17 protein-coding genes are annotated in these 23,449 nt (G+C 40.6%); all 17 read left to right on the top strand.

Going from position 1 to position 23,449, the window contains the following annotated elements; genetic code table 11:
* Window positions 1-63 precede the first annotated feature (63 nt).
* The 17 genes from BACPLE_RS08695 to BACPLE_RS08620 all read left to right on the top strand — a co-directional run bounded on the left by BACPLE_RS08695 (window position 64) and on the right by BACPLE_RS08620 (window position 23,441).
* Window positions 64-3,162, top strand: coding sequence for a SusC/RagA family TonB-linked outer membrane protein (locus BACPLE_RS08695; protein WP_007560970.1), 3,099 nt, complete (start codon window positions 64-66; stop codon window positions 3,160-3,162).
* Between the two features lie 19 nt (window positions 3,163-3,181).
* Window positions 3,182-5,218: a RagB/SusD family nutrient uptake outer membrane protein gene (locus BACPLE_RS18590; RefSeq protein WP_007560968.1), complete on the top strand. Its 2,037-nt coding sequence runs from the start codon at window positions 3,182-3,184 to the stop codon at window positions 5,216-5,218.
* A 5-nt stretch (window positions 5,219-5,223) separates the two neighbouring features.
* Window positions 5,224-6,948 carry a hypothetical protein gene (locus tag BACPLE_RS08680; protein WP_007560966.1) on the top strand — a complete coding sequence of 575 codons (1,725 nt, stop codon included), beginning with the start codon at window positions 5,224-5,226 and terminating at the stop codon, window positions 6,946-6,948.
* Window positions 6,949-6,963: 15 nt separating this feature from the next.
* Complete coding sequence (locus BACPLE_RS08675) at window positions 6,964-7,518, top strand: hypothetical protein (protein ID WP_007560964.1); 555 nt, start codon at window positions 6,964-6,966, stop codon at window positions 7,516-7,518.
* Between the two features lie 95 nt (window positions 7,519-7,613).
* Complete coding sequence (locus BACPLE_RS08670) at window positions 7,614-9,437, top strand: beta-porphyranase A (protein ID WP_117892265.1); 1,824 nt, start codon at window positions 7,614-7,616, stop codon at window positions 9,435-9,437.
* A 50-nt stretch (window positions 9,438-9,487) separates the two neighbouring features.
* Window positions 9,488-11,674: a beta-porphyranase A gene (locus BACPLE_RS08665; RefSeq protein ID WP_007560960.1), complete on the top strand. Its 2,187-nt coding sequence runs from the start codon at window positions 9,488-9,490 to the stop codon at window positions 11,672-11,674.
* Between the two features lie 5 nt (window positions 11,675-11,679).
* Complete coding sequence (locus BACPLE_RS08660) at window positions 11,680-12,990, top strand: hypothetical protein (RefSeq protein WP_007560957.1); 1,311 nt, start codon at window positions 11,680-11,682, stop codon at window positions 12,988-12,990.
* Window positions 12,991-13,400: 410 nt separating this feature from the next.
* Entirely contained in the window at window positions 13,401-13,595 is a 195-nt protein-coding gene (locus tag BACPLE_RS19305) for a hypothetical protein (protein WP_007560953.1), read from the top strand.
* 401 nt (window positions 13,596-13,996) lie between these two features.
* The gene (locus tag BACPLE_RS08655) at window positions 13,997-14,962 is read left to right on the top strand and encodes a LamG domain-containing protein (RefSeq protein ID WP_007560951.1); all 966 of its coding nucleotides are present in this window, start codon (window positions 13,997-13,999) and stop codon (window positions 14,960-14,962) included.
* Window positions 14,963-15,008: 46 nt separating this feature from the next.
* A complete protein-coding gene (locus BACPLE_RS08650) occupies window positions 15,009-15,500 on the top strand; it encodes a carbohydrate binding domain-containing protein (RefSeq protein WP_007560950.1) in 492 nt (163 codons plus the stop codon).
* Between the two features lie 237 nt (window positions 15,501-15,737).
* Window positions 15,738-16,250 (top strand): hypothetical protein, encoded by a 513-nt coding sequence (locus tag BACPLE_RS08645; RefSeq protein WP_007560946.1) that lies wholly within the window; start codon window positions 15,738-15,740, stop codon window positions 16,248-16,250.
* A 63-nt stretch (window positions 16,251-16,313) separates the two neighbouring features.
* Window positions 16,314-18,044, top strand: coding sequence for a fimbrillin family protein (locus tag BACPLE_RS08640; RefSeq protein ID WP_007560944.1), 1,731 nt, complete (start codon window positions 16,314-16,316; stop codon window positions 18,042-18,044).
* A 111-nt stretch (window positions 18,045-18,155) separates the two neighbouring features.
* Window positions 18,156-20,444: a DUF2264 domain-containing protein gene (locus BACPLE_RS08635; RefSeq protein ID WP_007560942.1), complete on the top strand. Its 2,289-nt coding sequence runs from the start codon at window positions 18,156-18,158 to the stop codon at window positions 20,442-20,444.
* Between the two features lie 20 nt (window positions 20,445-20,464).
* Window positions 20,465-22,036, top strand: coding sequence for a hypothetical protein (locus BACPLE_RS08630; protein WP_007560940.1), 1,572 nt, complete (start codon window positions 20,465-20,467; stop codon window positions 22,034-22,036).
* Window positions 22,037-22,148: 112 nt separating this feature from the next.
* On the top strand, window positions 22,149-22,628 hold the full coding sequence (locus BACPLE_RS08625; RefSeq protein WP_147345519.1) for a hypothetical protein: 480 nt from the start codon (window positions 22,149-22,151) through the stop codon (window positions 22,626-22,628).
* Window positions 22,629-22,690: 62 nt separating this feature from the next.
* On the top strand, window positions 22,691-22,864 hold the full coding sequence (locus tag BACPLE_RS19300) for a hypothetical protein (RefSeq protein WP_007560936.1): 174 nt from the start codon (window positions 22,691-22,693) through the stop codon (window positions 22,862-22,864).
* 193 nt (window positions 22,865-23,057) lie between these two features.
* Complete coding sequence (locus BACPLE_RS08620) at window positions 23,058-23,441, top strand: L-rhamnose mutarotase (protein WP_007560934.1); 384 nt, start codon at window positions 23,058-23,060, stop codon at window positions 23,439-23,441.
* Window positions 23,442-23,449: the final 8 nt, after the last annotated feature.

The raw sequence follows: 23,449 nt of genomic DNA, 5'->3' as shown, positions 1-23,449 counted from the left end.
AATAATTTAGCGTCAGTTATAAAAGGAATTTCATAACCTATTGCTAAATTAAAATTTTTACAAATGAGAAATCAGAAAAAATGGTACCATGGCAGGTACATGTTGTTCGTGATGCTTATCTTCTATACATTGTCTATGTATTCACAGAAGATAACAGTTAAAGGAAAGGTGATTGATGCTGCCAATAACCTTGAAGTTATAGGCGCAGCTGTTCAAGTTGAAGGTACTTCTCTTGGAACTATTACTGATATGGATGGTAATTTCGTTCTTCAAGGGGTACCGACTAAAGGTAACTTAGTGTTCAGTTTTGTTGGGTATAAAACTGTAAAAGCTGCAATCAAGAATGGTCAGATTTATAATATCAAGCTTCAGGAAGACACAAAAGTGTTGGATGAAGTGGTTGTTGTAGGTTATGGCTCAATGCGTAAAAAAGAGGTGACAGGTGCAGTGGCACGTGTAAACTCAGATGAGATTACTAAGATCAGTACTTCCGACTTGGGTACAGCTCTTCAGGGTATGGTTGCCGGAGTTAACGTTCAGGCAAGTTCTGGTGAGCCTGGAGCCAAATCCAACATCCAGATTCGTGGTTTAAGTTCTATCTCAGGCGACAGTTCTCCTTTATATGTTGTCGATGGTGTCCCGTTCGAGGGCGACCCGGGATTGAGTAGTAGCGAAATAGCAAGTATAGATATTCTTAAGGATGCTGCTTCGGCTGCCATTTATGGTACTCGCGGTGCTTCCGGTGTTATCCTTATTACCACAAAGAAGGGTAAGGAAGGAGAAATGAAGATAGCTGTCGACGGATATTATGGTGTACAGCACATTACTTCGAATATTCATTTGCTTGATGCCAACGAGAGTATATTTGTAAAAGTGATGTCTAACAGAATGATGGAAGGAAACCAGAATACAGACGACCTGGCCTGGTCTAATCTGAAAACATATCCTGTGAATTTCTTCAACAACTCTAGTTTATATGAATATGTAGTCAATAATAACGCGCCAATACAGAATTATTCTGTTACTGCGAATGGCGGCAAGAAAGATTTGACATATAACCTTACCGCGAACTATTTCGACCAGAAAGGTGTGTTGATAAATTCCGATTACAAAAGATATAATATTCGTTCGAATACACATTTTCAGCGCGGAAAATGGACTATCAACACTAACATCGCTATGAAGATAGAAAACCAGTTATCTCCGGCTTGGGGGTTATTGAACGAATGTTATGACTACTCGCCTACTCGTTCTCAGATTTATCCACAGGCAAGTATAGTAAATGCAGCTGGCGATCCTGCAGATTTACAGGGCGTAAGTTATACATTGGGAAGATTGAAAGAGGAAAATCATAAGGACACAGAATCATTTAACGGTAATTTTTATCTTGCTTATAATGTAATTCCCGGACTGAATGTTTCCACACGTTTGGGCTTTGGATATAACAATCAGAAAGCTGTCTCAATTCGACCTGAGTTTGAGGTATATAATCAGAAAGGCGAAAAGGTAACCAGCTCTAATTACCGTTCGCAATTAAAAGATACTCATTCAAAGAATACCAGTCTCACTTGGGAAACAATGGTAAATTATAATAAGAAGATAAAAAAGCATGATATTAAATTTACCGGAGTTTTCAGTATGGAGAAATATACATACGAGATGTTCTATGCCAGTATAATGGATTTGGTTACTAACGAGATTCCGAACCTAAATGCGGGAACATCCGATATGACTGTGGGTACAGGCAGTGGCCAGTGGGGACAGGACCGTATCAGTACAATGGTTGGTATGTTGGGTCGTCTACAATATAGCTATGCAGACAAATACATGGCAAGTGCCAGTATCAGGCGCGACGGTTCATCTAAGTTCTCCGAAGAAAATCGTTGGGGATTGTTCCCGTCATTGTCTGTAGGATGGAATATTTCTGAGGAATCATTCTTCGACAGATTCAGGTGGCTAGTAAATTCGTTAAAATTAAGATTCAGCTATGGTACTACCGGTAATCAGAACTTCCCTGATTATTCATACGCACCAGCTATATACAAAAACTACGACTATACTTTTGGTACCGGAACTTCCGAAATTCTTGCAAATGGTTTTACCCAATTGGGATTTGCCAATCCGAATGTGAAATGGGAAACAACCCAGCAGCTTAATGCCGGTATCGACATGGCTTTATATAATAACAAGCTTATCTTAGGTCTTGATTTGTACAAGAGTAACAAGAAGAATATGCTTTTCCCGATGGTCGTGCCACCGTCAAATGGAGGGGGCCAGAGTTCAACTGTTACATTGAATGCCGGAGATATGGAAAACCGTGGTGTTGAGTTTTCACTTACTCACCGCAACAAAATACGTGGTGTTAATTACAGCTTGACTGGTACATTTACCAAAAACGTGAATGAGATTGTGTCTATGGCAGGAAAAAATGAGTTATATTTCTTCCCCGACGGTAAACCTGTTTCATCAGGAAGTGATTATGTAACTGCAATCAAGAAAGGATATGAAGCCGGTGCTTTCTTTGTTATGCCAACCGCAGGGGTAATCAATACTGAACAGAAGCTTGCAGAATATCAGAAATTACAGTCAAGTGCCCGTATGGGTGACCTTATGTATATCGATACCAATAATGATGGTGTTCTTAATGATGACGACCGTGTTTATGCCGGTAGTGGTATGCCGGATTATGAACTTGGTTTGAACTTCTCGGCCGACTATAGAGGCTTCGATTTCTCTATGAACTGGTATGCTTCAGTTGGAAATGAAATAATAAACGGTACGAAGATATATACATATCAAAGAAGAACCAATAAGGAACTGATATACATGTGGACCCCTACCAACTATACCTCTACCATTCCTTCTTATCGTACAGAGGGTCATAACAACTATCGTGCTCATACTGATATGTGGATTGAGGACGGTTCATTTGTCAGACTTAAAAATATTATGTTAGGATATTCATTCCCCAAGAGTTGGGTATCAAAGCTTGGATTGGGCAAGTTCCGTTTATACGTTGCAGCCGATAATCTTCTTACACTGACAAAATACGACGGATACGACCCTGAGGTCGGTAGTAATGGATTGTCACGTCGTGGTTTGGACTATGGAACATATCCTATAAGTATCCAGATGCGTGGCGGATTCCAGATTAATTTCTAACTTTTAATAATATAAATATATGAACTTCAGATATAAAACAATAGTATTCAGTCTGTTGATGTCGGGCATGACATTGGTTTCATGCGACGATTTCCTTACGCAGGAAAACATACATCAGCTGACAACACAGAATTTTTATAAAACAATAGGCGACTGCGAGAAAGGACTGGCTGCTGTATATAATGCTTTGAAAAATACCAATATTTATCATCCGCTCGATGAGAACCGTAGAAGTGATATAGCAGTTGAAGGTAATAAGGACAGAAAGCAGTTTGATAACGAAGCCTATAAGCAAACCTTTAATGATTCATACGGAACAGTCCGTGGTAAATGGTCTGCACTGTATACTGGTGTGTTCCGTGCGAATCAGGTTCTGGCCAGTATAGAGAAAATCCGTCCAAATGTTACAGATGAACCTCAAATAACCAAGCTTGCTCAGATTGAGGCACAGGCATATTCTTTGCGTGGCTTGTTTTATTTTTATCTCAATAATTCATTCAATAATGGTAATGTTCCTTATATTAATGAAATTGCAGAGGTAGAAGAAGATTACTATAAAAAGGTTACACCAAGTGATGAAATCAAGAAATATTACAGAGAAGATTTACAGAAAGCTCTTGACCTTGGCTTGAATGACAAATGGGAGAAAACCGATTTGGGACGTATCACCTCTTGGGCTGTAAAGGCAATATTAGGCAAAAGCTACCTTTATGATAAAGAGTATAATAAAGCTGCCGAATATTTTAAGGATATTATTGATAATGGAGGTTTTGCTTTGGTTGATGACATAGTCGATAATTTTACTGCTGCCAATGAATTCAATTCGGAATCTATTCTCGAGGTTTCCTATTCTACACAGTATAATACAGAATTCGGTACATGGTCGGAGTCTACCTTATATAATATATGGGGAATGAATGTAAATGGCTTGGGCGATGCCTGGCTTAACACTGTTCCTGCTTTTTGGCTTGTTGAAGCATTCGAAACAGAGCCGGTGGACAGACTTGATGAACGTAACTGGATAAAAATGCAGTCCGACAATTATGGTGATCCTGAACATAGGGATATTATATACGACCAGTTGGGAACAACTTTCAGCTCGCAGGTGGACCGTCAGGGTGTCGTATATAACAGAACGTACGTTTATACGTGGGATGCAACAGCAGGAAAATATGTTGGAGTACGCGAACGACTCGTCTCAACTGTCGGAGATAATAAAGTTTTATACAATAAGATTACCGGCTACGATGACATAGTTCCGGAATTTAAATGGGAAGACGGTCAGGCATATCGCCTCAGAAGCTATTCCATGCGTGCATCTGCCTCTCTTGCAATAAACGGCGATGAAAGTCTGATATATTATCAGTCTCTCCCACAACAGGTATCAAAATTCAACCGTGGCTCTTCAGCGTATTTCAGAAAATTATCAAATTGGGATACACGTAAGAGTGAAACTGAATTTAAGCCTGCTATGGCCTCAGGAATAAACTATCGTCTTATCCGTTTGGCAGATATATATCTGATGTATGCAGAATGTCTGATTAAAGGCGGTGCAAGCGATGGAAATGTTCAGTCAGCTATCAATGCCATCAACAAGGTACGTCACCGTGCTGGAGTTGTGCTTATCGGAAAATCGGAACAGGGAGAATTCAAGAGATATACATACGATGAGAAGGAATATGCTGCAAGTGATGTAATGAATCATCTGATGTATGTGGAACGTCCTCTTGAACTGTGTATGGAAGGACATGCCATACGTGTCATTGATTTGAGACGCTGGAATATAACTAAGGAAAGGTTTGATCAGTTGGCATCCGACGAATATAAGTACTGTATGATTCAGACCAAATATCTTAAGCCTAATCCTGATGACCCTAATGCTTTGGTATCAGCATTCAACTTTGGAAAGCAGTACAGATTTTATGAGCTGCCGCCAGAAAAGAGAGGAAACGCTTTTGTGGATTATTTCCAAGCATCATTGAACTACGGTCCGCAAGTGGCATACTGGCCTATTCCAAATATAGAAATTACATCAAATCCTGATATTAATAAATAAATACGATGAAAAATAGATTTTTATATATTGCTCTTTCATTAATCTCGGTTCTGACATCTTGTAAGGATGATGAGTTTGAACCGTTGAATAACGTGGCTGAATGTACCTGGCATGTGAGTACAGATCAGGAAAACGTTTCACCTATTCAGCTGAATCTTAATAACTATATAAGTATAATGGACTTATCCCAAGGCATGTTGTCGCATCAGTGGGTTGTGTCGGATGATGGTACAAAGTTCCTTAATGGTAAGATGGAGTGGGGACAGACAGACTATACAAACCTGATTGATGAATCCATCCCTCATACCAACGATTTGAAAACCATACATGTGTATTTCACTAAACCCGGTGACCATACGGTACGTTTGTGCAATACTTTCCGCAGACAGGTTGTATATCCATATTCGGTGTATGACGACAATACCGGAGGATATATCAAAAAATATTGTTATGCTAAGCAGGAGGGTGATGTATATGTGATGGATACAACTTTCCATATCCGCGTGTATGATCCTAACCTCGTACCGGCCGTAAAGGTATACAGTGATCCGGAGTGTACACAGGAAATAAAGACCGGAATAGTCGGTGGAACTGAGGAAGCTCCCGAATACGAAAAATACGAACTTGAATATGGTAAGTCTGTCTATATTAAGGACGATTCATACGGATTGCCTAACAAATGGACTTTCAAATGTGCGGATACTGGCGTAAATGACGAATTAACCAGTTTTGACACTCCATACCAGTTCACTGCAAAGAAATTCAGCGATAAGCCATTGCTTCTTTCCATGACAATAGAAAGAACTTCTGCCAGTGAGGGTAAAGGTAAGTACACTCCAAAAGCTTCGCCAAAAACTCTTGTTGTGCCTTTGGCTATTACAGTAGTACCTAGTGATGATCCTATTACTTATAACATCCGTCAGATTGACCAAACACACATTGCTATAGATTTGGATAATTCTGAGTTTGGATATAAAGAGATAAATCCATCATCTCTAAAGCTTACTTACTCCAACTCGTATAACAGACCGTCAGCTGTCAGGGGTAGCGTAAACATCACAGCAGCAGAAGTAAACAAGCAAAGCAGATATGAACTGATTCTTACTTTGGTTGAGAAAATCTATAACACAGATGAACTGACCCTTACAGGAACTTTAACTGAAGCGTTGGTTGGAAATCAGAACCTTGAGATAAAGGCTACAGCTCCAAACGTAGCGACTACTTTTGGTGCGTTCCTGGATGAAGATTTTGAAAATCCTGACACATATGCCGACTGGAAAGTTATTGATGCCGATACCAAAACACATCCTGTAGTTCCTTCACAGGTTGTGGACAATCCTCTGAAGGATGGAATAAACAACAGTGCAAAATGTATGTTTGTCGAAGCATTTGACCGATGCAGGGCATTACTCTCCAAGACATTTACTGGTGGTAAAGGTACATATACTTTCAGCTACAAATATTATACACCGGGGTATAAACAGGGTAAGGGTATGAGTCCGTATTTCGTTCCGGCAGGTAAAGAAGGAGCTGAAGATATGACATGGCAGAGCAATAAACCATGGTGCGGCATTGTGAATGGCTCCGACAGCAAATGGATGTCGGCCACAACCACTGTGACTTCAAAGGCTGAAATGGACAATATATTGCTCAGTATGCGCTTTAATGCCTTTAAGGATAATATTTATTTTGACGATATATTCTTCGGATATATTGAAGTAAGACCATAATAAATTATAGTAACAATGAAGCTAATAGATAAAATTTATAAGACAATTACATTCTTATGTGCTTTGGTTTTGTTCGGAGCATGTGATAATGACAAATGGGCTGAGGTAGAACTTGATTCTACTCCCGTGTATGAACTTACCTATCTCAAGAATGTGGAAACAGGAAAGACAGGCGAGGTTTCCAAGTTTTCTGTTTATCGCGAATTGTTCGACCTCATTGCCTGGAAGAATGACTATCAGACTTTGAGAATGAATAAGATCGAGTTCTTTGCCGAGTCGTCTGAGGCTCCTTCGGAATTGCCCGAGTGGCTGAAAATCAATTCGGATACAGAAAAATATCTCTCATTCTCTTTCAATGAAGTCTATACTGAAAAGGAAGAAGTTATCAATCCTGAAACAGGCGATAAAGAAGAACAGGAAGTGACGAAGAAGAGAATGTTCATGTTTGAAGGTAAGAAAGAAAATAACTCAAGTGGCGGTTACGGCCATCTTACTGTTACTGAAAACGACGGAACAGAAGTTGAATATGAAGTGGTGCTGAACGATGTACTCAAACCGGCCGATTTCTGATATTAGTGTTTAAACAGAAGTGATAATCTTAATGGCAGGGAATACTTTAATTGAACTATCGGAGTGTTCTCTGCCTTTTAAATTTTGATAATACAATGAATAACATAATTCTTACAGCTTTGTCTGTGTGTTTGTCTTTCTCGGTTTTTCCTTTATCATCTTCCGAGAATAAGACTTATAACACTACTGTCACAGTGGATTATGCCACTCAGAGATACCTGAATGATGTATCGGCACTTGACAGAGGTAAATATTTCAATATACACACATCTAAAGATTCTGATCCAGATGTCAGGAAATTTCTTGCAGATTACGGTGTAGGAATCGGCCGCTCTTTCTGGGGACCGTTCTCTTATTCATATGGCAAGACAAAAAAGGTTGGCGAATATCCTTTTTCAGAAAAGCCTTTGAACTACACTGATTTGAAGGAAACAAAACGATATGTCGCTACGGAACATGCCAACGCGCGTACCATACAATGGGGCATAGACCCAGTGAAGGCGGGTGCATGGGCTGCCGAATACTATTCCAAGCATGTGAAAGGGGCAGTTCCTGAATTTTTCGAACCCATTAACGAACCCTTTGTCCATGCACGCGACAAATGTTTCAATATGCATGGTCAGGAAATGAGGATGCTCATGGCAGATTTTTATGCACAGACAGGAAAGCATATTCACGCTGAGCCAAGTCTGAAAAAAATGAAAATCATTGGATATGCCGCGGCATATCCGGCTATGGAGTTGCGCGATTTCGACCATTGGAATAATACTATGAAGATGTTCATTGACCGTGCCGGGGAGTACATGGATGGCTTGTCGGTACATCTTTACGATGGAATAAACATAGTAGGCAAGAGTTCCCGCCGTTCGGGAAGTAATTCCGAAGCTATTCTCGACCTTATGGAAAACTACTCGTTCATCCGCTTGGGGAAAGTTCTTCCTCTTGCCGTAACCGAATATGGAGGAATAGACAACACTTCCAAAGGATATCATCCGATAGCCTCTGTACGAACTGTCGCTTCGTTCAATCATATACTGTTCAATCTTCTTGAACGCGAAGACAAGATGCTCATCTCAATACCCTTTGTTTCTGACAAGGCCGAATGGCATATAACGAAACAATATAATTTCGAACCATACGGAGCTGCTTTATTTGTTGCCAACAATCCTTACGACTTGAAGAATACCGCATGGAAACTGAACGACAAGAAATATTTCTTCAAGTTATGGAAGGATGTGAAAGGCGAACGTGTAGATATTGTTTCCGACAATCCGGACATACAGGTGGCAGCTTTTAAGGACGATGACAGGCTTTACATAGCTATCGACAATCTTGATGACTATACACATAAGGTAAACTTGAAAAACGTACTGAATTGGAAGGGTGTAGATAATGTTTCAGTGCGCTCTTTGAAGATGATTTTCGATAAAGGTATAGTTTATGATGAAAAGACGCTGAACTCTATGCCTCAAAGTATTGACATTATAAAAGATGAGACAATAATATTGTGTGCCGACATCAGCCGTAAAAAGTATTCAAACAGAATAGTTCGTACTAAATATTATAGCAACACTTATCTTCAGCCGGTGGAAGCCGGAAAACCAATTGTGTTTGATTTCGATGGTCTGAAACCGGGTACAGGAAGAGCTGTTCTGCGTATGTCAATAGGCAGGAAGCACGAGATGTCGAAGAAACCTGAAATAATGGTTAATGGCAAGAAAGTCGACATGCCCGACAATTGGAGAGGATATGACCAGACTGGCAGAGACGATTTCTTCGGTATGATAGAAATACCTTTCGACTACCGGTTAATCAGAAAAGGAAAAAATTCGGTGTCAGTAACATTCCCGGATAATGGAGGCCGTGTGGCTACTATGATTCTTCAGACTGAACGCTACGATAAGAAAGTGAGAAAATAATGTATCCACATCAGGACTGACAAGTTTCTGTGTCTAAAAGGAAAGAAATTATGAGCTATAAATATATTTTTCTGTTATCGGCATTTACCCTAGGTGTTCCTCCCGGTATTTATTGTCAGGGAAGGAACGAGGTGGTTGTCGACTATAATACCCGTCGCTTTTTGAGCGGTGTTTCAGAACTCGACCGTTCTAAATATTTCAATATTCATTCCACCTCCGATGATGATAAGGATGTAGGCAAGTTTCTTGCCGACTATCAGGTCGGTCTTGGAAGAAAGTTCTGGGGACCATACTCGTATGCGTATAACAAGACGCATGAGGTAGGCAAATATCCTCAGATGAAACCATACAGCGGAAATATTTCCGTAAAAAGATATATTGCCACAGAGCATCCCTATGTACAGCACATACAGGGCGGCATAGACGTTCAGGCTGCAGGTGCATGGTCGGCTGAGTATTATTCCAACAGCGAGCTGGTACCTGAGTTTTTTGAACCCCTCAATGAACCGTTCGTTCATGCAAATGATGCCGGTTTTACCGTTCAGGGACAGGCTATGCGCGAACTGATGGTCGATTTTTATGCTTCAATAGGTAAACATATACACAATAATCCGCGTCTTAACGGAAAGATGAAGGTGATAGGCTATGCCGCAGCCTACCCCGCCTGGGAGGATGGGAACTTCAATTACTGGAACACCCGCATGAAAATGTTCATCGATCGTGCAGGTGCATATATGGATGGATTCTCTGTACATCTTTATGATGGAATAAATGTAACCGGCACCGATACGAAACGTTCAGGAAGTAACTCCGAAGCAGTTCTTGATATGGTTGAGGCGTATTCCTATATTAAGTTCGGACATGTCAAGCCTCTTGCCATTTCCGAGTTTGGAGGTATTGACAACAGCAAGCCCGACGACAGCTATGATGACATAAGCAGTGTGCGGAGTGTTTCGTCGTTTAATCATTTTCTGTTTAATCTGATGGAACGTCAGGACAATTTGTTTATCTCAATACCTTTTGTCTCAGATAAGGCTGAGTGGCATATCACCGCTGCAAACAATTATACTTCATATAGTGCGGCACTGTTTATTCCCGACAATCCTCAGAATCTGAAGAATACCACATGGAGGCTTAATGACAAAAAATATTTCTTCGAACTCTGGAAGAATGTAAAAGGCGAACGTGTTGATATAACCAGCAGTAATCCTGATATTCAGGTACAGGCATTCAAGGATGGAGGCAGACTCTATATCGCCCTTGATAATCTTGATGATAACCCGCAGACTGTATATCTGAACAATAAGAATAGCTGGAAGGATGTATCGAATGTCACAAAGCGTTCTCTATATGTCAATTATAACGCAGGTATAGAATATACGGAACAGAATGTCCCGTCCATGCCTGAAAGCATCTCAATTGTCCCAAATCAGACCATAGTCCTTGTAGCAGATGTGTCTTCGTCAGCATTCACGAACTCCATAATCCGCAATAAATATTACAGCAGTGAGTATCTGAAACCGATTTCCGCCGGATCATCCCTTTCGTTCCCCTTCACAGGAATCGAGTCCGGTTCGGGCAGAGCAAGCTTGCGTATGTCGATAGGCCGTCCTGTCTCTGCTTCCAAGAAACCGGTGGTAAAGATTAATGGTACCGCTGTGAGTGTTCCCGACAACTGGAAAGGCTACGGCCAGAGCAACCGCAATATATTTTTCGGTATGATAGAAGTACCGTTCGACATACAGCTGCTGAAGAATGGCGATAATAATGTCGACATCACCTTTTCCGACGGAGGAGGTCACGTATCGTCCATGATACTGCAGGTTGAGAAATATACTGTCTCTACCTTGCAGAATGGAACCTTCAGCGAAGGACTTTCAGCATGGCAGCCATTGGGTAACTATGGTACGGTTTGCGTACAGACTGACAATGCAGGCAATAATGTAGCCTGTATATCTGGTCATGCAGGACTCATGCAGAGGGTTGACATGGAGAGTGGCAGGACTTATCGCTTCTCTGCTGATGTAAAGACCGAAGGAGCATGTAAGTTGAAAGTCATGCTACAGGATATGTCTACAGGAACGGTATATACAGAGGAATTTTCTTCTCCCGGCAATTATAAAGCCGTATCTTTCGATTTTAATTCTACAGTGAAAAAAGTAGTGTGTGCCATTGTGTGCGAAAGACAGAACGACGCGGCTTGGATTGATAATATAGTCTTATTACCACAAAACTGATTGTTATGAGGAATTTTATTAGCTTTTATGTACTGATAGTTCTCTGTTTCACAATAATCTCGTGTAAGGATGAAACAGAAATTTCCGACTTTGAAGTGTCTGAAGTGACTTTTGATACAAAGTTACGCGATGTCTTGACCCGGAAAGGATTTAATTTCAGCGAAAACGGAGAGCTGATTTGTGACAATCAAGTTCTCAATACCACTTCTTTGGACTTGAGTAGATGCGAACTTACATCTATTAGCGGTTTGAGGAGTTTTCCTTCGCTCGCAGATGTCAATCTTGAGTGTAACAGTTTTTCTATATTCGACTTTGCTGACCTGCCCGAAGGAATAAAATCGGTAGCTTTACGCGGCAATGACGGCATAACTTCGTATCTCAATCTTATTTCAACCGATGGCACTACGGTGCTTTGTAAAAGTCTTACAAATCTGAAACTTCCTTACTTTGCAAAATGGAATACAGATGTCATACCTGCATTCTATAAAGCCATGACGGACAAATGTCTTGTCGTGATGTCGGACGAGGATGGAAATTACACTGAATATACAGTAAACCGAAGAGTACCGGATCCTTTGCTCCGTTCATATCTTTACAGAAACTTCCCGTCGGTGTTTGTCTCATCGTTGGAGATTGATGTCACGAAGAGGATAACCGAAGGGAACGACCTCATTTTCCTGTCGCAGACAGCTAACCTTGAGGGTGTGGAGTATATATTGTCAAATCCCGGTTTCAGAGGAAAAGTAGACATTTCGGGAGTGAAGTCCAAGCATTATTCCATGTCGTATGTCAAGCCGTCTTCGGGAGTTTCAGTATTTTCAATCTCTAATATTGATACACCTTTGGGAATGGATTTAAGTTCCGCATCATCATTGAAAGTACTTAGGGTGGAGAATAACAGTTCGCTTCAATTGGTAGTTGTTCCTTCTGTTATACTTAATGATGATGTTTCCGAAACTTCAATATTCGACAGTGAAATCCATATATCCGGTTGTTCTTCATTGGAGCGTGTCTCTCTTCAGGGCAGCAAAGGCGGCAATATGATAGGAAAATTGCACTTCGCAGATCTTCCGGCACTCGATTATCTTGATGTGTCAGCGGTGGAAGCTGTAAATACAGTCGTTCTGACTGACGTAAATCCAGGTATTGGCAGTATACTCCTCCCATCTGAGCTTACAGCGTTTCTTGACGGGACAGGACGTTTTTCGCCTACATCACAGATAGCTCTGTGTATAAATCATCCCAAGGTCTCTTCATTTATGGAGTATTGTAAAAATGTTGCAGATATTATTGATGTGAGCTTTTTTTATAAATAGATTTTGTTAACATTGTTTAGCGTGTTTATACCTATTTTTGAAATATGTGTTCTGTGAAGAACACATATTTTTTTCTTCGTTTTTTACTTGTTTTAAATGCGGTCGCATTCTATCTAAAATGCGGGCAAGTTTTACCTTAAACTTGCCCACATTTTATCCGGAACTTGCCCGCATTTTTTTCCTACTGCTTTTTCTTCATTTTATGGCGTGTAAATATATAGGTTCTGTATTCGCCATCGTTTACTGAAAATCTTTGCACCTTGTTTGTAATATATTTATATACAAGATGTTAAGTTTTTTACCCCTTGCCAAGACTTTACTGATTTTTACTGAAAGATACAACCCCGTCCGATACCTCATAATTTTGCATCAGACGAAAGTCAGAAACGTAATCATTAAAATGAAATATTATGAACACAGAATATCTACTGTTAAAATCGGTTAAATTATTTCCCCTGCTGCTGTTCAGTCTGTGCAGTAGTTTCAATGCCTCTTCGCAGACTGTATACAAGTCGGAAATCAATGAATTGAGAGTATCCGGTTATATCAGATCAGGATTTGCAAGAGAAGTAGGTGGTAAAATACCGGAAGGATTATCCGTCTGAACAACATACTTAGCACAGACGAGATAATATGGTTCGGAAAGAGATTCTATGACAGATACGCAATCCACATGCTCGACAGTTAGTGGTTGAATCCGAGGCAGAAAACCATAGATCTCGATATGGAAAACATATTGCCGGAGTCGAGGACTGAGGGTACGGACGTAAAGTGGGGTATATGGCGGTTTGAAAAGTTATTCTTATGTAAATTAGCCGGTAATACGGTATTATTCTTCTGTCGGGTTTTATATATCGTAAAAACACATGGTTTCAGTTGCGAAATAATTGTGTTTCAGGGAGTGGTAGAATTTTACCCCACCTTTTACGATGTAAATCCCCCTTAATGCTTTCATGAAACTTATATACTTTTGTCGTGTAACAAAAAATCTAAAACGACAAAGTTTATGAGAAAAACAGTATTGTATTTATCTGCTGCATCTTTATTCCTGTCATCTTATACATTAAAAAATGATAAGGAATATTCTTTGGCTGAAGAGCATATAAAAAATTTGCCTGAGGCTCCTGAGGGTTATAAATGGGTAGTTAACGAAGATTATACTGATGAATTCAATGGTAAACGTCTTAATGCCGCTAAATGGCATGCTAAAAGTCCTTATTGGACTAACGGTCGGCCGCCTGCAACTTTCAAGGCAGAGAATGTTAGTGTCAAGAAAGGTTGTCTTCGTATAATCAATACCGTTTTGTCGCCAACAGAAGGACTTGATGGAAAGCCGGGCGATAAATATCGTCTTGCCGGTGGAGCGGTTGCTTCTGTAAAGAACCAGGCACATTATGGGTATTATGAAACAAGGATGAAGGCTTCGCTCACTACCATGTCGTCTACTTTTTGGCTTTCCAACCGCCCGGTAATGAAGGAAATAATGAAAGGCGGCAAGAAGATAAAGACATGGAGCAGTCAGGAACTTGATATTATAGAAACAATGGGTATAATAAGAAGTGTCAACCCTGATAATCCGTGGAACAAGACATGGAATATGCAGATGAACAGTAATACTCACTATTGGTATCAGGAACAAGGAGGCAAACGTACTGACAATACGGCGAAACGTTCGGATGTGGTTTCGTATATGACAGACCCATCGGCAGAAGATTTCCATACTTACGGTTGTTGGTGGGTGGATGCAAATACCGTGAAATTCTATTATGACGGAAAGTATATGTACACTATCAAGCCTACAACAAAATATACAGATACTCCGTTTGACCGACCTATGTTCATACATATAGTTACTGAAACATACGATTGGGAAAAACAAGTACCTACAGCTGAGGACTTGAAGGATAAGGACAAAAGTACTACTTATTATGACTGGGTCAGGGCTTATAAGTTGGTTCCAATAGAAGAGTGATTTTAATAGATACAACATAATACTTAAATTAAAAACCTTAGAAAAAATGAAAAAAGAAATTTTAGCAATGATGGCTTGCGGAATGATGATGACTTCTGCATACGCTCAGGAAATTAAGAACGGTGATTTTGAGTCAGGTGACTTGACATCATGGAATGTCTGGGAAAAGAAAGATAACAAAATAGTTGATGCGAAAAAGGCACATTCAGGCAACTATGCTGTTGAGGTGAAGGTTGGTATGTGGCAGGCTGTAAACATCAGCTATGAAACTGGAGCAGAATATCAGATTTCAGCTTATACCAAATACAGTTGGGGTGACAAACCTAACTTCAGGATTGAGTACTATAATCCGGATTCAAAGAAACTGGAAGAAATTGCCACTGCTGAGGTCAAGAAAGACCGTAAGAATTACAATCTTACAACAGTTAAATTCAAATTGCAGGAAAATGGTTTTGTATATCGTTTCACAGCTGTTCCGGGTTCAGGTAATGGTGGATGCTTCCTGCTTGATGATGTCAAGATAGAAAAGGTTAAATAACATTGTTTGAGGGTTTAGTTATAAGATTAGGTAATTAGATTTAGTTGTTGATTTATTTATTGTGATTGTAATCTGGCAAATCGGAAAAATATGTTCTAAATAAATAACATATTTTTCTGATTCCGGATTGAAAAAGGTAGATTGATTTGTTTTCATGGTAATAAGGCATATTCAGGGTTTCCTCTTATGCCTTTTGAATATTGAAAATTTTGTTTGGCGCTTAAATAACATTTTATTATGGTTGATATAAAACCACGGATTCTGTCAGTATACAACCTTTTCATACTTCTTTTTATACAGTTTACGGCAATCTCGTGTGATAAGGATGATGATGGCGTAGGTGGAGGTGATGGAACACCGGCTGAGGAGATAAAAATTGAATATGTAGTGTTCAAGGATGGGCAGACTGACAACAAACCTGTCAGTTATATAGAATTACCATATAGTGGCACTGTGGAGTTGGGTATTAATATAACCAAGGATAATCTCCCTTATACCGGTTACAAGTCAATAGTTTGGGGAACTTCTTTCCCTGATGTGTTGATGATTACACCATCGGACGATAAAATGAGATGTACGGTCGTGGCAATCGACGGGGGCAGAGATTCTAATATCGGTGCTTCTGTAGATACGGGTAATGGAATAAAAAGTGCGGTATGCCGAATATCAATACCTCCCGGAATTGTAGATGGCGGTCATGATGATTTTGAAGATGACGGTACTGAATGGAAACCTGATCCTAAAGAATAAGAATATGAATAACAAGTGATGTGATTTTTTATTATTGAAACTGTTTAACAAATAATTTATGTCATGAAAAATACGATGCTATTTTGTGGAGCGGCTTTGATGAGTATTGCAATGCTCCAGTCTTGTACAAAAGACGAACTGTCGAATGTAAATGCAGTCAGTGGTCCTCAGGATATGACTTTTGTTGCCGGTACGCCTTCAAGCCGTAGTTCGTTGCAGAATGGAACAACGGTGTGGTGGACAACAGGAGATGCAATCAATATCTTTTCAGGCCAAGAAAATAACAAGTTTACTACCGCTACAGGTGGTAGCACAGTTACAACGTTTACAGGTAAGGCTACACCTAACAATTCGTATACAGCTCTTTATCCTTATAATGCCGAAGCTGTGTGTCTTGAAGGTGTCGTAACTACTACACTGCCATCTGAACAGACAGCTCCGGCTTGGGGATTCGATGCAAATGCAAATATATCTTATGCTACTGCAACAGATAATAACAAATCTTTAACTTTCCAGAATACTTGTGGATTGGTTAAGTTTAAAAATAATCTTACTGACCTTACAGGTATTAAACTTACTGCTGGTGGTGATGTAAAGATTGCAGGGAACGTAAAAATTGATGCTTCAGCAAACCTGACAGTGGAATCCGGTTCTAATGTTATAACTCTAACCGCTAAAGAGGGAACATTTGTTGGTCCTAATGAACAAAATAAAAATGCCAAGGAATACTCAATGGTTGTAGCTCCGGTGACATTTACCGATGGATTTACTTTGGAACTTACAAGAAATTCTGGTACTAAAACTTATAACTTCAGTGGTGAAAACCTTATAGTTACTAAAGGACAGATTGTAACGATAGTATTGAATGATGATCAAGGAGGCGGTGAACCTCCTGTAGATTTGGAAAAACAAACTACTGTTGCCGTTTCTTCAGCTAAAGAAATTGTTCCTGATCAGACAACAGGTAATGACCGAATTGAACTTACACTCGATAAGGAAGTTTCTGGAACATTCACTGATGCTGTTAACAAAGCATTTACCATAACAGTAGCAGGAAAAACAATTCCTGTTGCTTCCGGTTCTGTGAATGGAACTACTATGACTCTTATTCTTGGTGATAAGATTTATAGTAATGACGCAAATATTAGCGTAAGTTATAACACTGATTATGCTGTTAGTGCTTTGACTGCTAAAAACGAAAACAACGAAGATGCTAATATCAAGATTGAATCTGCCAATGTTGCTTTGACTCATGCAGATGCTTTTGATTTTAACTTCGCTAACATAGATGCAGTTAAGGAATATCTTGCAGAAGGAGTTGCCGAAAAAATTAATGCAAGTGGAGAATTGGAAATTGTTCCAGCAGATAATCAATTCCCAGTTACTAAATCAATGTCATTCCGTGATGGTTGTACTTACAAATTTACTTATACATACGCATCTAACGACTGTGCAACAACATTCAGATTGGGAGCATCTGATAAATATAAATTCTGGATTGGAAGAAATACCGGAAGTGGAACCTATACAAATACATTCACAATCAGTAGTTCTACTTCTGCTGAAACTCCAGCTTCAAGAGCAGATGGTTCACTTGTGTGGCCGGTTCTTGAGAACGTTATTTTAACTGTACAGACTAATGTCCCTGGTGGTACTGATGCTACTGGAACCGCTAAAATCACTTCTTTTAAGATTGAAGAAATTACAGAAAGACCAAGTACAGGAGCAGATGCAAGTTTTGACTCTACAACAGAAGGTTTCAACAACGGAGCAGAATGGACTCCTAACAAATAAATATAATAATACAATTATTCGTGAAATGAGGGAGGAATATATATTCTTCCCCATTTCGTTTTAGAAAATGTAAACAATATCACAAAGATGAACTGTTATAGATACTACTGGATGTTATACATCCTTATAGCCGTTTTACCTTCATTTTCCTTCGCAAAAAAAACTGATGCTCAGCAAGTTAGGGAGATGATTGAACAAGTGAACGATGCCTGGCAGAAAAATCATGCCCCCGAAGCAAGGTCTTTCTGGGATTATGCGGCATATCACACCGGTAATATGGAAGCCTATTTCCTTACTGGGAAAGAAGAATACAGAAAGTATTCGGAGGCATGGGCTGAGTATAACCAGTGGATGGGTGCGAAAAGCAACAACAAATCTGAATGGAAGTATAAATACGGGGTAAAGGATGATTATGTGCTGTTCGGCGATTATCAGGTGTGCTTCCAGACTTATGCGGACTTGTATAACATCATGCCGGAGAATTATAAAATCAAGCGTGCACGCGAAGTCATGGAGTACCAGATGAGCACACCGCGTAAGGATTACTGGTGGTGGAGCGACGGACTTTATATGGTGATGCCGGTAATGACGAAGATGTATAAGATTACGCATAATCACCGGTATCTTAAGAAACTGTATGAATATCTTTGTACGTCGGACTCAATAATGTATGATGAGGAGGAAGGACTCTATTATCGCGACGCAAAATATGTTTATCCCAAGCATAAGAGTCTGAACGGAAAGAAGGATTTCTGGGCAAGAGGCGACGGATGGGTGCTTGCCGCTCTGGCAAAGGTGCTGAAGGACCTGCCGGAGGGTTATGAGCATCTGTCTTTTTTCGAGGATAAGTTTGTGCGTATGGCAAAGGCGGTTGCATGTCTGCAGCAGCCGGAGGGCTACTGGACAAGAAGTATGATGGATCCGGAACATGCTCCGGGACCGGAAACAAGCGGTACCGCTTTCTTCACTTACGGTATGCTTTGGGGGATAAACAACGGTTATCTTGACAAGGATGAATTTATGCCTGTAGTGGAGAAAGCATGGAAATATCTTACCAAGACTGCACTGCAGAAAGACTGGTCGGTGGGTTATGTCCAGCCAATCGGTGAAAAGGCTATTCCGGGACAGGTGGTTGACGCCAAGTCGACTGCCAACTTTGGGGTAGGCGCATTCCTTCTTGCCGCTTGCGAGTATGTGCGTTATCTCGAGGCAAACAACAACGAGACAAGAAAATACTGGACGGATATGGCTTACAGGATGGCTGCTCCTGTGTTGAGCAATATGGCGAAAGGGGAACTACAGAAAAATATGATTCTTGAGGTAAGTCCAAACTGGGATAACCGTAACAAGAAGGTTGCATATATGGAAACTTTCGGACGTCTCATGGCCGGTATAGCTCCATGGTTGAGCCTGCCTGACGATGATACAGCAGAAGGACAGCAGCGCAAGCAACTGAAAGAATGGGCATTGAAGAGTTATGCAAATGCGGTGGACCCTAATAGTCCGGATTATCTGTTGTGGAACGGTCATGGTCAGGCACTGGTTGATGCTGCCTATATTGCGGAAAGTTTCCTGCGCGCGTTCGACCAGCTGTGGAAACCGCTGGACCAGACAACAAAGGAACGCTACATAAAAGAGTTCAAAGGTCTCCGACGCATTGACCCTCCTTACACTAACTGGCTGCTGTTCTCGGCCACCATTGAAAGCTTCCTTGCCAAAATTGATGCCGGACAGGATACATATCGTATAAATTCTACTTTCCGCAAGGTGGAGGAATGGTATGTAGGCGACGGATGGTACGCAGACGGACAGCACTTTGCATTCGATTATTATAGCAGTTATGTGTTCCATCCTATGTATCTCGAATCTATACATGCAATAATGGAATCGGGCGTGAGGACACGTTTCGACTATCGCAAGTACTATGACAGGGCATTGATGAGGGCACAGAGGTTCGCCATGATTCTGGAGCGTTTCATATCTCCTGAAGGAACATTCCCTGTTTTCGGACGCTCTATACCTTACCGTATGGCAACAATACAGCCACTGGCTCTTATAGCATGGTATAATGAGTTGCCGGCGGGAGTATCGAAAGCACAGGTGAGATGTGCGCTGACAGCGTGTATGAAACGTATGTTCAAGTCGGGCAATAACTTTAATGAGGGCGGATTCCTCACCATAGGATTCTGCGGACATCAGACTGGCATTTCGAATCATTATACAAACAATGGCAGCCTGTATATGACTACACTTGCATTCCTTCCGTTGGGATTGCCTGCCTCTGACCCGTTCTGGACTGATGCCGACCAACCTTGGACTTCTGTTAAGGCATGGGGAGAAATGGAGTTCCCGATAGACCACCGATGGGGGGATACAATCAGGACATGGGATTTATATTAATTTACTAAATATTTGCAACAATGAAATATTCTACTATTATTACTAAAACCATTTGCTTGAGTGTTCCGTTCTTCGCTTTGTCATGTGAAGACCCTCAGGAAGAGTTCTCATATATTCCGCCTGAGGTTATTTACTCACAACCGGGGAATGTGGAGGACTATAATACTCCCGGCGACAATGCAGGCGATAATGACGATGATGATGTGGAACTGCAACTGCCTGTTCCCGGTCCTGCTGAAACCTATCCTAATAGCACCAAGCAGTATCAACCGATAATTGTCGAGTATGCGGAAAAACCTGACAAGGCTTTTATAGAGGCAAAGACAAGGATATTGCCATACCTGGTTGGTTATGAACAGCAGACAAAAACACAGGATGAGTATTTGCAAAGCGTGAATAAATATGGCTCATACGCAAAAGGGCAAAAATTCAAGGCTACCGGACGGTTCAGGGTTGAGAAAAACTCAAATGGAAGAAGTTGGATAGTCGACCCCGAAGGTTATCCATATTATGTAAGGGGTATCGCCTCATTCAGAATGGATGGCAACAGCTCAGCTTTCGGCAAGCTTTACAGTTCAGTAGATGACTGGGTGGCAAAGTCGCAGAAACAATTCTCTGAAATAGGATTTCATAGTGTCTGCGCTTTCGGTAAGGAAGAAGGCGACAAGGCTGTAAATGATTATAATAAATCGGCTTCAAGTCCTCTGACACAGGCTCCTTCCTTTTCATTCCTTGCAGAGTTCAAGAATAGCAAGGGAATTAGCTATCCGGGGCAGAACGTGAATCTTAAGATAGGTCTTGTGTTTTATGATGGATGGGATGAATGGTGCAAGGAGTATCTCAATTCGGATGCTTTCGGCATGTTCAGAAACAACCCGGATGTGTTGGGATTCTTCTCGGATAATGAGATAGACTTCTCTACATGGGGAAACAGGCTGCTCGACAGATTCCTGAAAATTTCAAACAAGCAGGATCCTGCTTATATTGCAGCCGCCAAGTTTATGACGGATAAGGACAAGAGTGCAAATGTTTCTGATGTAACGGATGAACTGAACAATGAGTTTGCCGGTATTTGTGCGGAAAAATATTATTCTGCCATAAAGAATGCGGTTAAGGCATCGAAGGACCCTGAATTGCTTTATCTGGGTTCACGCCTGCACAGCCTTCCTAAATACAACAGTTATATAATTAAGGCAGCGGGAAAATATTGTGATGTCATTTCCATAAATTATTATAGTAAATGGTCGCCTGAAAAAGGCTACATGGATGGCTGGAAGAACCAGGCGGGCGGTACTCCTTTCATGGTAACGGAATTCTATACCAAGGGTGAGGATACTAAGCTTGACAACTCAAGTGGAGCCGGTTTCGTGGTACGCGACCAGCAAAACCGTGGATTCGCTTACCAGCATTTTACCTTGGGACTGCTCGAAGCCAAGAATTGTGTAGGATGGGTTTTCTTCAAGTATCTGGATGATGAGGATTGCAATAAAGGTATGCTCGATTATAACTATAAACCTTATACATCATTGACCAAATACATGTCGGATATTAACTGGAATGTTTATAATCTTATAGATTATTTCGACAAATAAATCCATAATAATAATTTAAAACCGATTTTCTACTGCTCTGAGTATGATACATATATTATCATTGGATACCTGTAAGTATAAAAAGCGACTGTTAATTCCAGTATTTATATTTTTGTCAGCAAATGTTCAGGCTCAGCTTCATTTCAGTACTACTCTACAGAACATGATTCTATGGCGTGGCATTGAAGTGGCCGACGGACTGATTCTCTCGTCCGATTTGTCGGTTTCCGACCCATCGGGGAGGTTTACCGTCGGTTTCCTTGGCGGATCGAACACCAGGGGGAGTTATAAGGAGCTGAGCCAGTATATAATATATACTCATGGCAGGTTTCAGATTAAGGCTATAGATACATATAATTTCTCGCCGGGGGCTACATATAATAATAAGGAGTTCTTCAACTATAAGCCTGATGAGACGGGACGTTTTATAGACCTTATGCTCAATTATACGGGCGACAGGAAATTTCCGCTGGAGTTGAGCCTCTCTACACTTGTTTACGGTCGCGACAGGGATCTGGACAACAGCAAGAACATATACTCCAGTTTCGTATATGTGGGCTATACCATCTCATCTATCAGAACGAAAAGCTAAGGGTCGGTCCTGGTATTGGAACAGCTTTCGCATTAAGAAATTCAAGAAATGAAAGTGGGGAAATGGTGAACAGAACCATGTATGCCGAATCGGCAGGAATTACTCAGGTGTCCTTGAATGTAATTTATAAACTTCGGGTAATGAAATATGAAATCCCGTTGACGGTGATGACGTATTGGAATCCGAAATCCAACCAGGGATTTTTCTACACAGGAATGCAGTTCAATCTGTTTTGATTTTTATAGAGTTTGGGGTGACTTTTTATCTCCTTCATGAGGGGTAAAAATGTCGAAAAAGAGGGGGTATAATATCCCCTCTTTCTTTTTTAAAAATCTCCTCTATTGTTTTGATGGATACTTCATACTTTAGCATCATCGAAAATATAAAGAAAGTGAAATGTAATACTAACATAATAATATTAATAATATCATGAAGACAGAAGGATATAAAGTGAAAAGTTATTCTCAGCCAGTGAAAAGATATTGTCAGACTTTGAGTCTGCGTGACAATCCGGAATTGATTGAAGCCTACAGGAAGGCTCACAGTAAGGAAGAGTCATGGCCTGAGATACGTGCCGGAATACGTGAAGTGGGAATTCTGGAAATGGAAATATACATATTGGGGTCTAAACTTTTTATGATAGTGGAAACTCCTCTGAATTTTGACTGGGATAAAGCAATGGCAAAGCTTGCCACTCTGCCTCGTCAGGCCGAATGGGAGGAATATGTGGCAAAATTTCAGCAGTGTGCCGAGGGAGCCACATCGGACGAGAAATGGCAGATGATGGAACGTATGTTCTATCTGTATGAATAATAAATAGA

It is taken from the genome of Phocaeicola plebeius DSM 17135, assembly GCF_000187895.1.
In the GTDB taxonomy this organism is placed as follows: Bacteria; Bacteroidota; Bacteroidia; order Bacteroidales; family Bacteroidaceae; genus Phocaeicola; species Phocaeicola plebeius.
Note: the sequence above shows the minus strand (reverse complement) of the source record. Positions and strands in the feature narration are given on the sequence as shown.

Coding starts and splice junctions, on each gene's coding strand:
- BACPLE_RS08655 (WP_007560951.1), top strand. CDS start 13,997: ATGAGAAAAACAGTATTGTATTTATCTGCTGCATCTTTATTCCTGTCA.
- BACPLE_RS08620 (WP_007560934.1), top strand. CDS start 23,058: ATGAAGACAGAAGGATATAAAGTGAAAAGTTATTCTCAGCCAGTGAAA.
- BACPLE_RS08630 (WP_007560940.1), top strand. CDS start 20,465: ATGAAATATTCTACTATTATTACTAAAACCATTTGCTTGAGTGTTCCG.
- BACPLE_RS08680 (WP_007560966.1), top strand. CDS start 5,224: ATGAAAAATAGATTTTTATATATTGCTCTTTCATTAATCTCGGTTCTG.
- BACPLE_RS19305 (WP_007560953.1), top strand. CDS start 13,401: ATGAACACAGAATATCTACTGTTAAAATCGGTTAAATTATTTCCCCTG.
- BACPLE_RS19300 (WP_007560936.1), top strand. CDS start 22,691: ATGGTGAACAGAACCATGTATGCCGAATCGGCAGGAATTACTCAGGTG.
- BACPLE_RS08695 (WP_007560970.1), top strand. CDS start 64: ATGAGAAATCAGAAAAAATGGTACCATGGCAGGTACATGTTGTTCGTG.
- BACPLE_RS08650 (WP_007560950.1), top strand. CDS start 15,009: ATGAAAAAAGAAATTTTAGCAATGATGGCTTGCGGAATGATGATGACT.
- BACPLE_RS18590 (WP_007560968.1), top strand. CDS start 3,182: ATGAACTTCAGATATAAAACAATAGTATTCAGTCTGTTGATGTCGGGC.
- BACPLE_RS08660 (WP_007560957.1), top strand. CDS start 11,680: ATGAGGAATTTTATTAGCTTTTATGTACTGATAGTTCTCTGTTTCACA.
- BACPLE_RS08635 (WP_007560942.1), top strand. CDS start 18,156: ATGTTATACATCCTTATAGCCGTTTTACCTTCATTTTCCTTCGCAAAA.
- BACPLE_RS08675 (WP_007560964.1), top strand. CDS start 6,964: ATGAAGCTAATAGATAAAATTTATAAGACAATTACATTCTTATGTGCT.
- BACPLE_RS08670 (WP_117892265.1), top strand. CDS start 7,614: ATGAATAACATAATTCTTACAGCTTTGTCTGTGTGTTTGTCTTTCTCG.
- BACPLE_RS08645 (WP_007560946.1), top strand. CDS start 15,738: ATGGTTGATATAAAACCACGGATTCTGTCAGTATACAACCTTTTCATA.
- BACPLE_RS08665 (WP_007560960.1), top strand. CDS start 9,488: ATGAGCTATAAATATATTTTTCTGTTATCGGCATTTACCCTAGGTGTT.
- BACPLE_RS08640 (WP_007560944.1), top strand. CDS start 16,314: ATGAAAAATACGATGCTATTTTGTGGAGCGGCTTTGATGAGTATTGCA.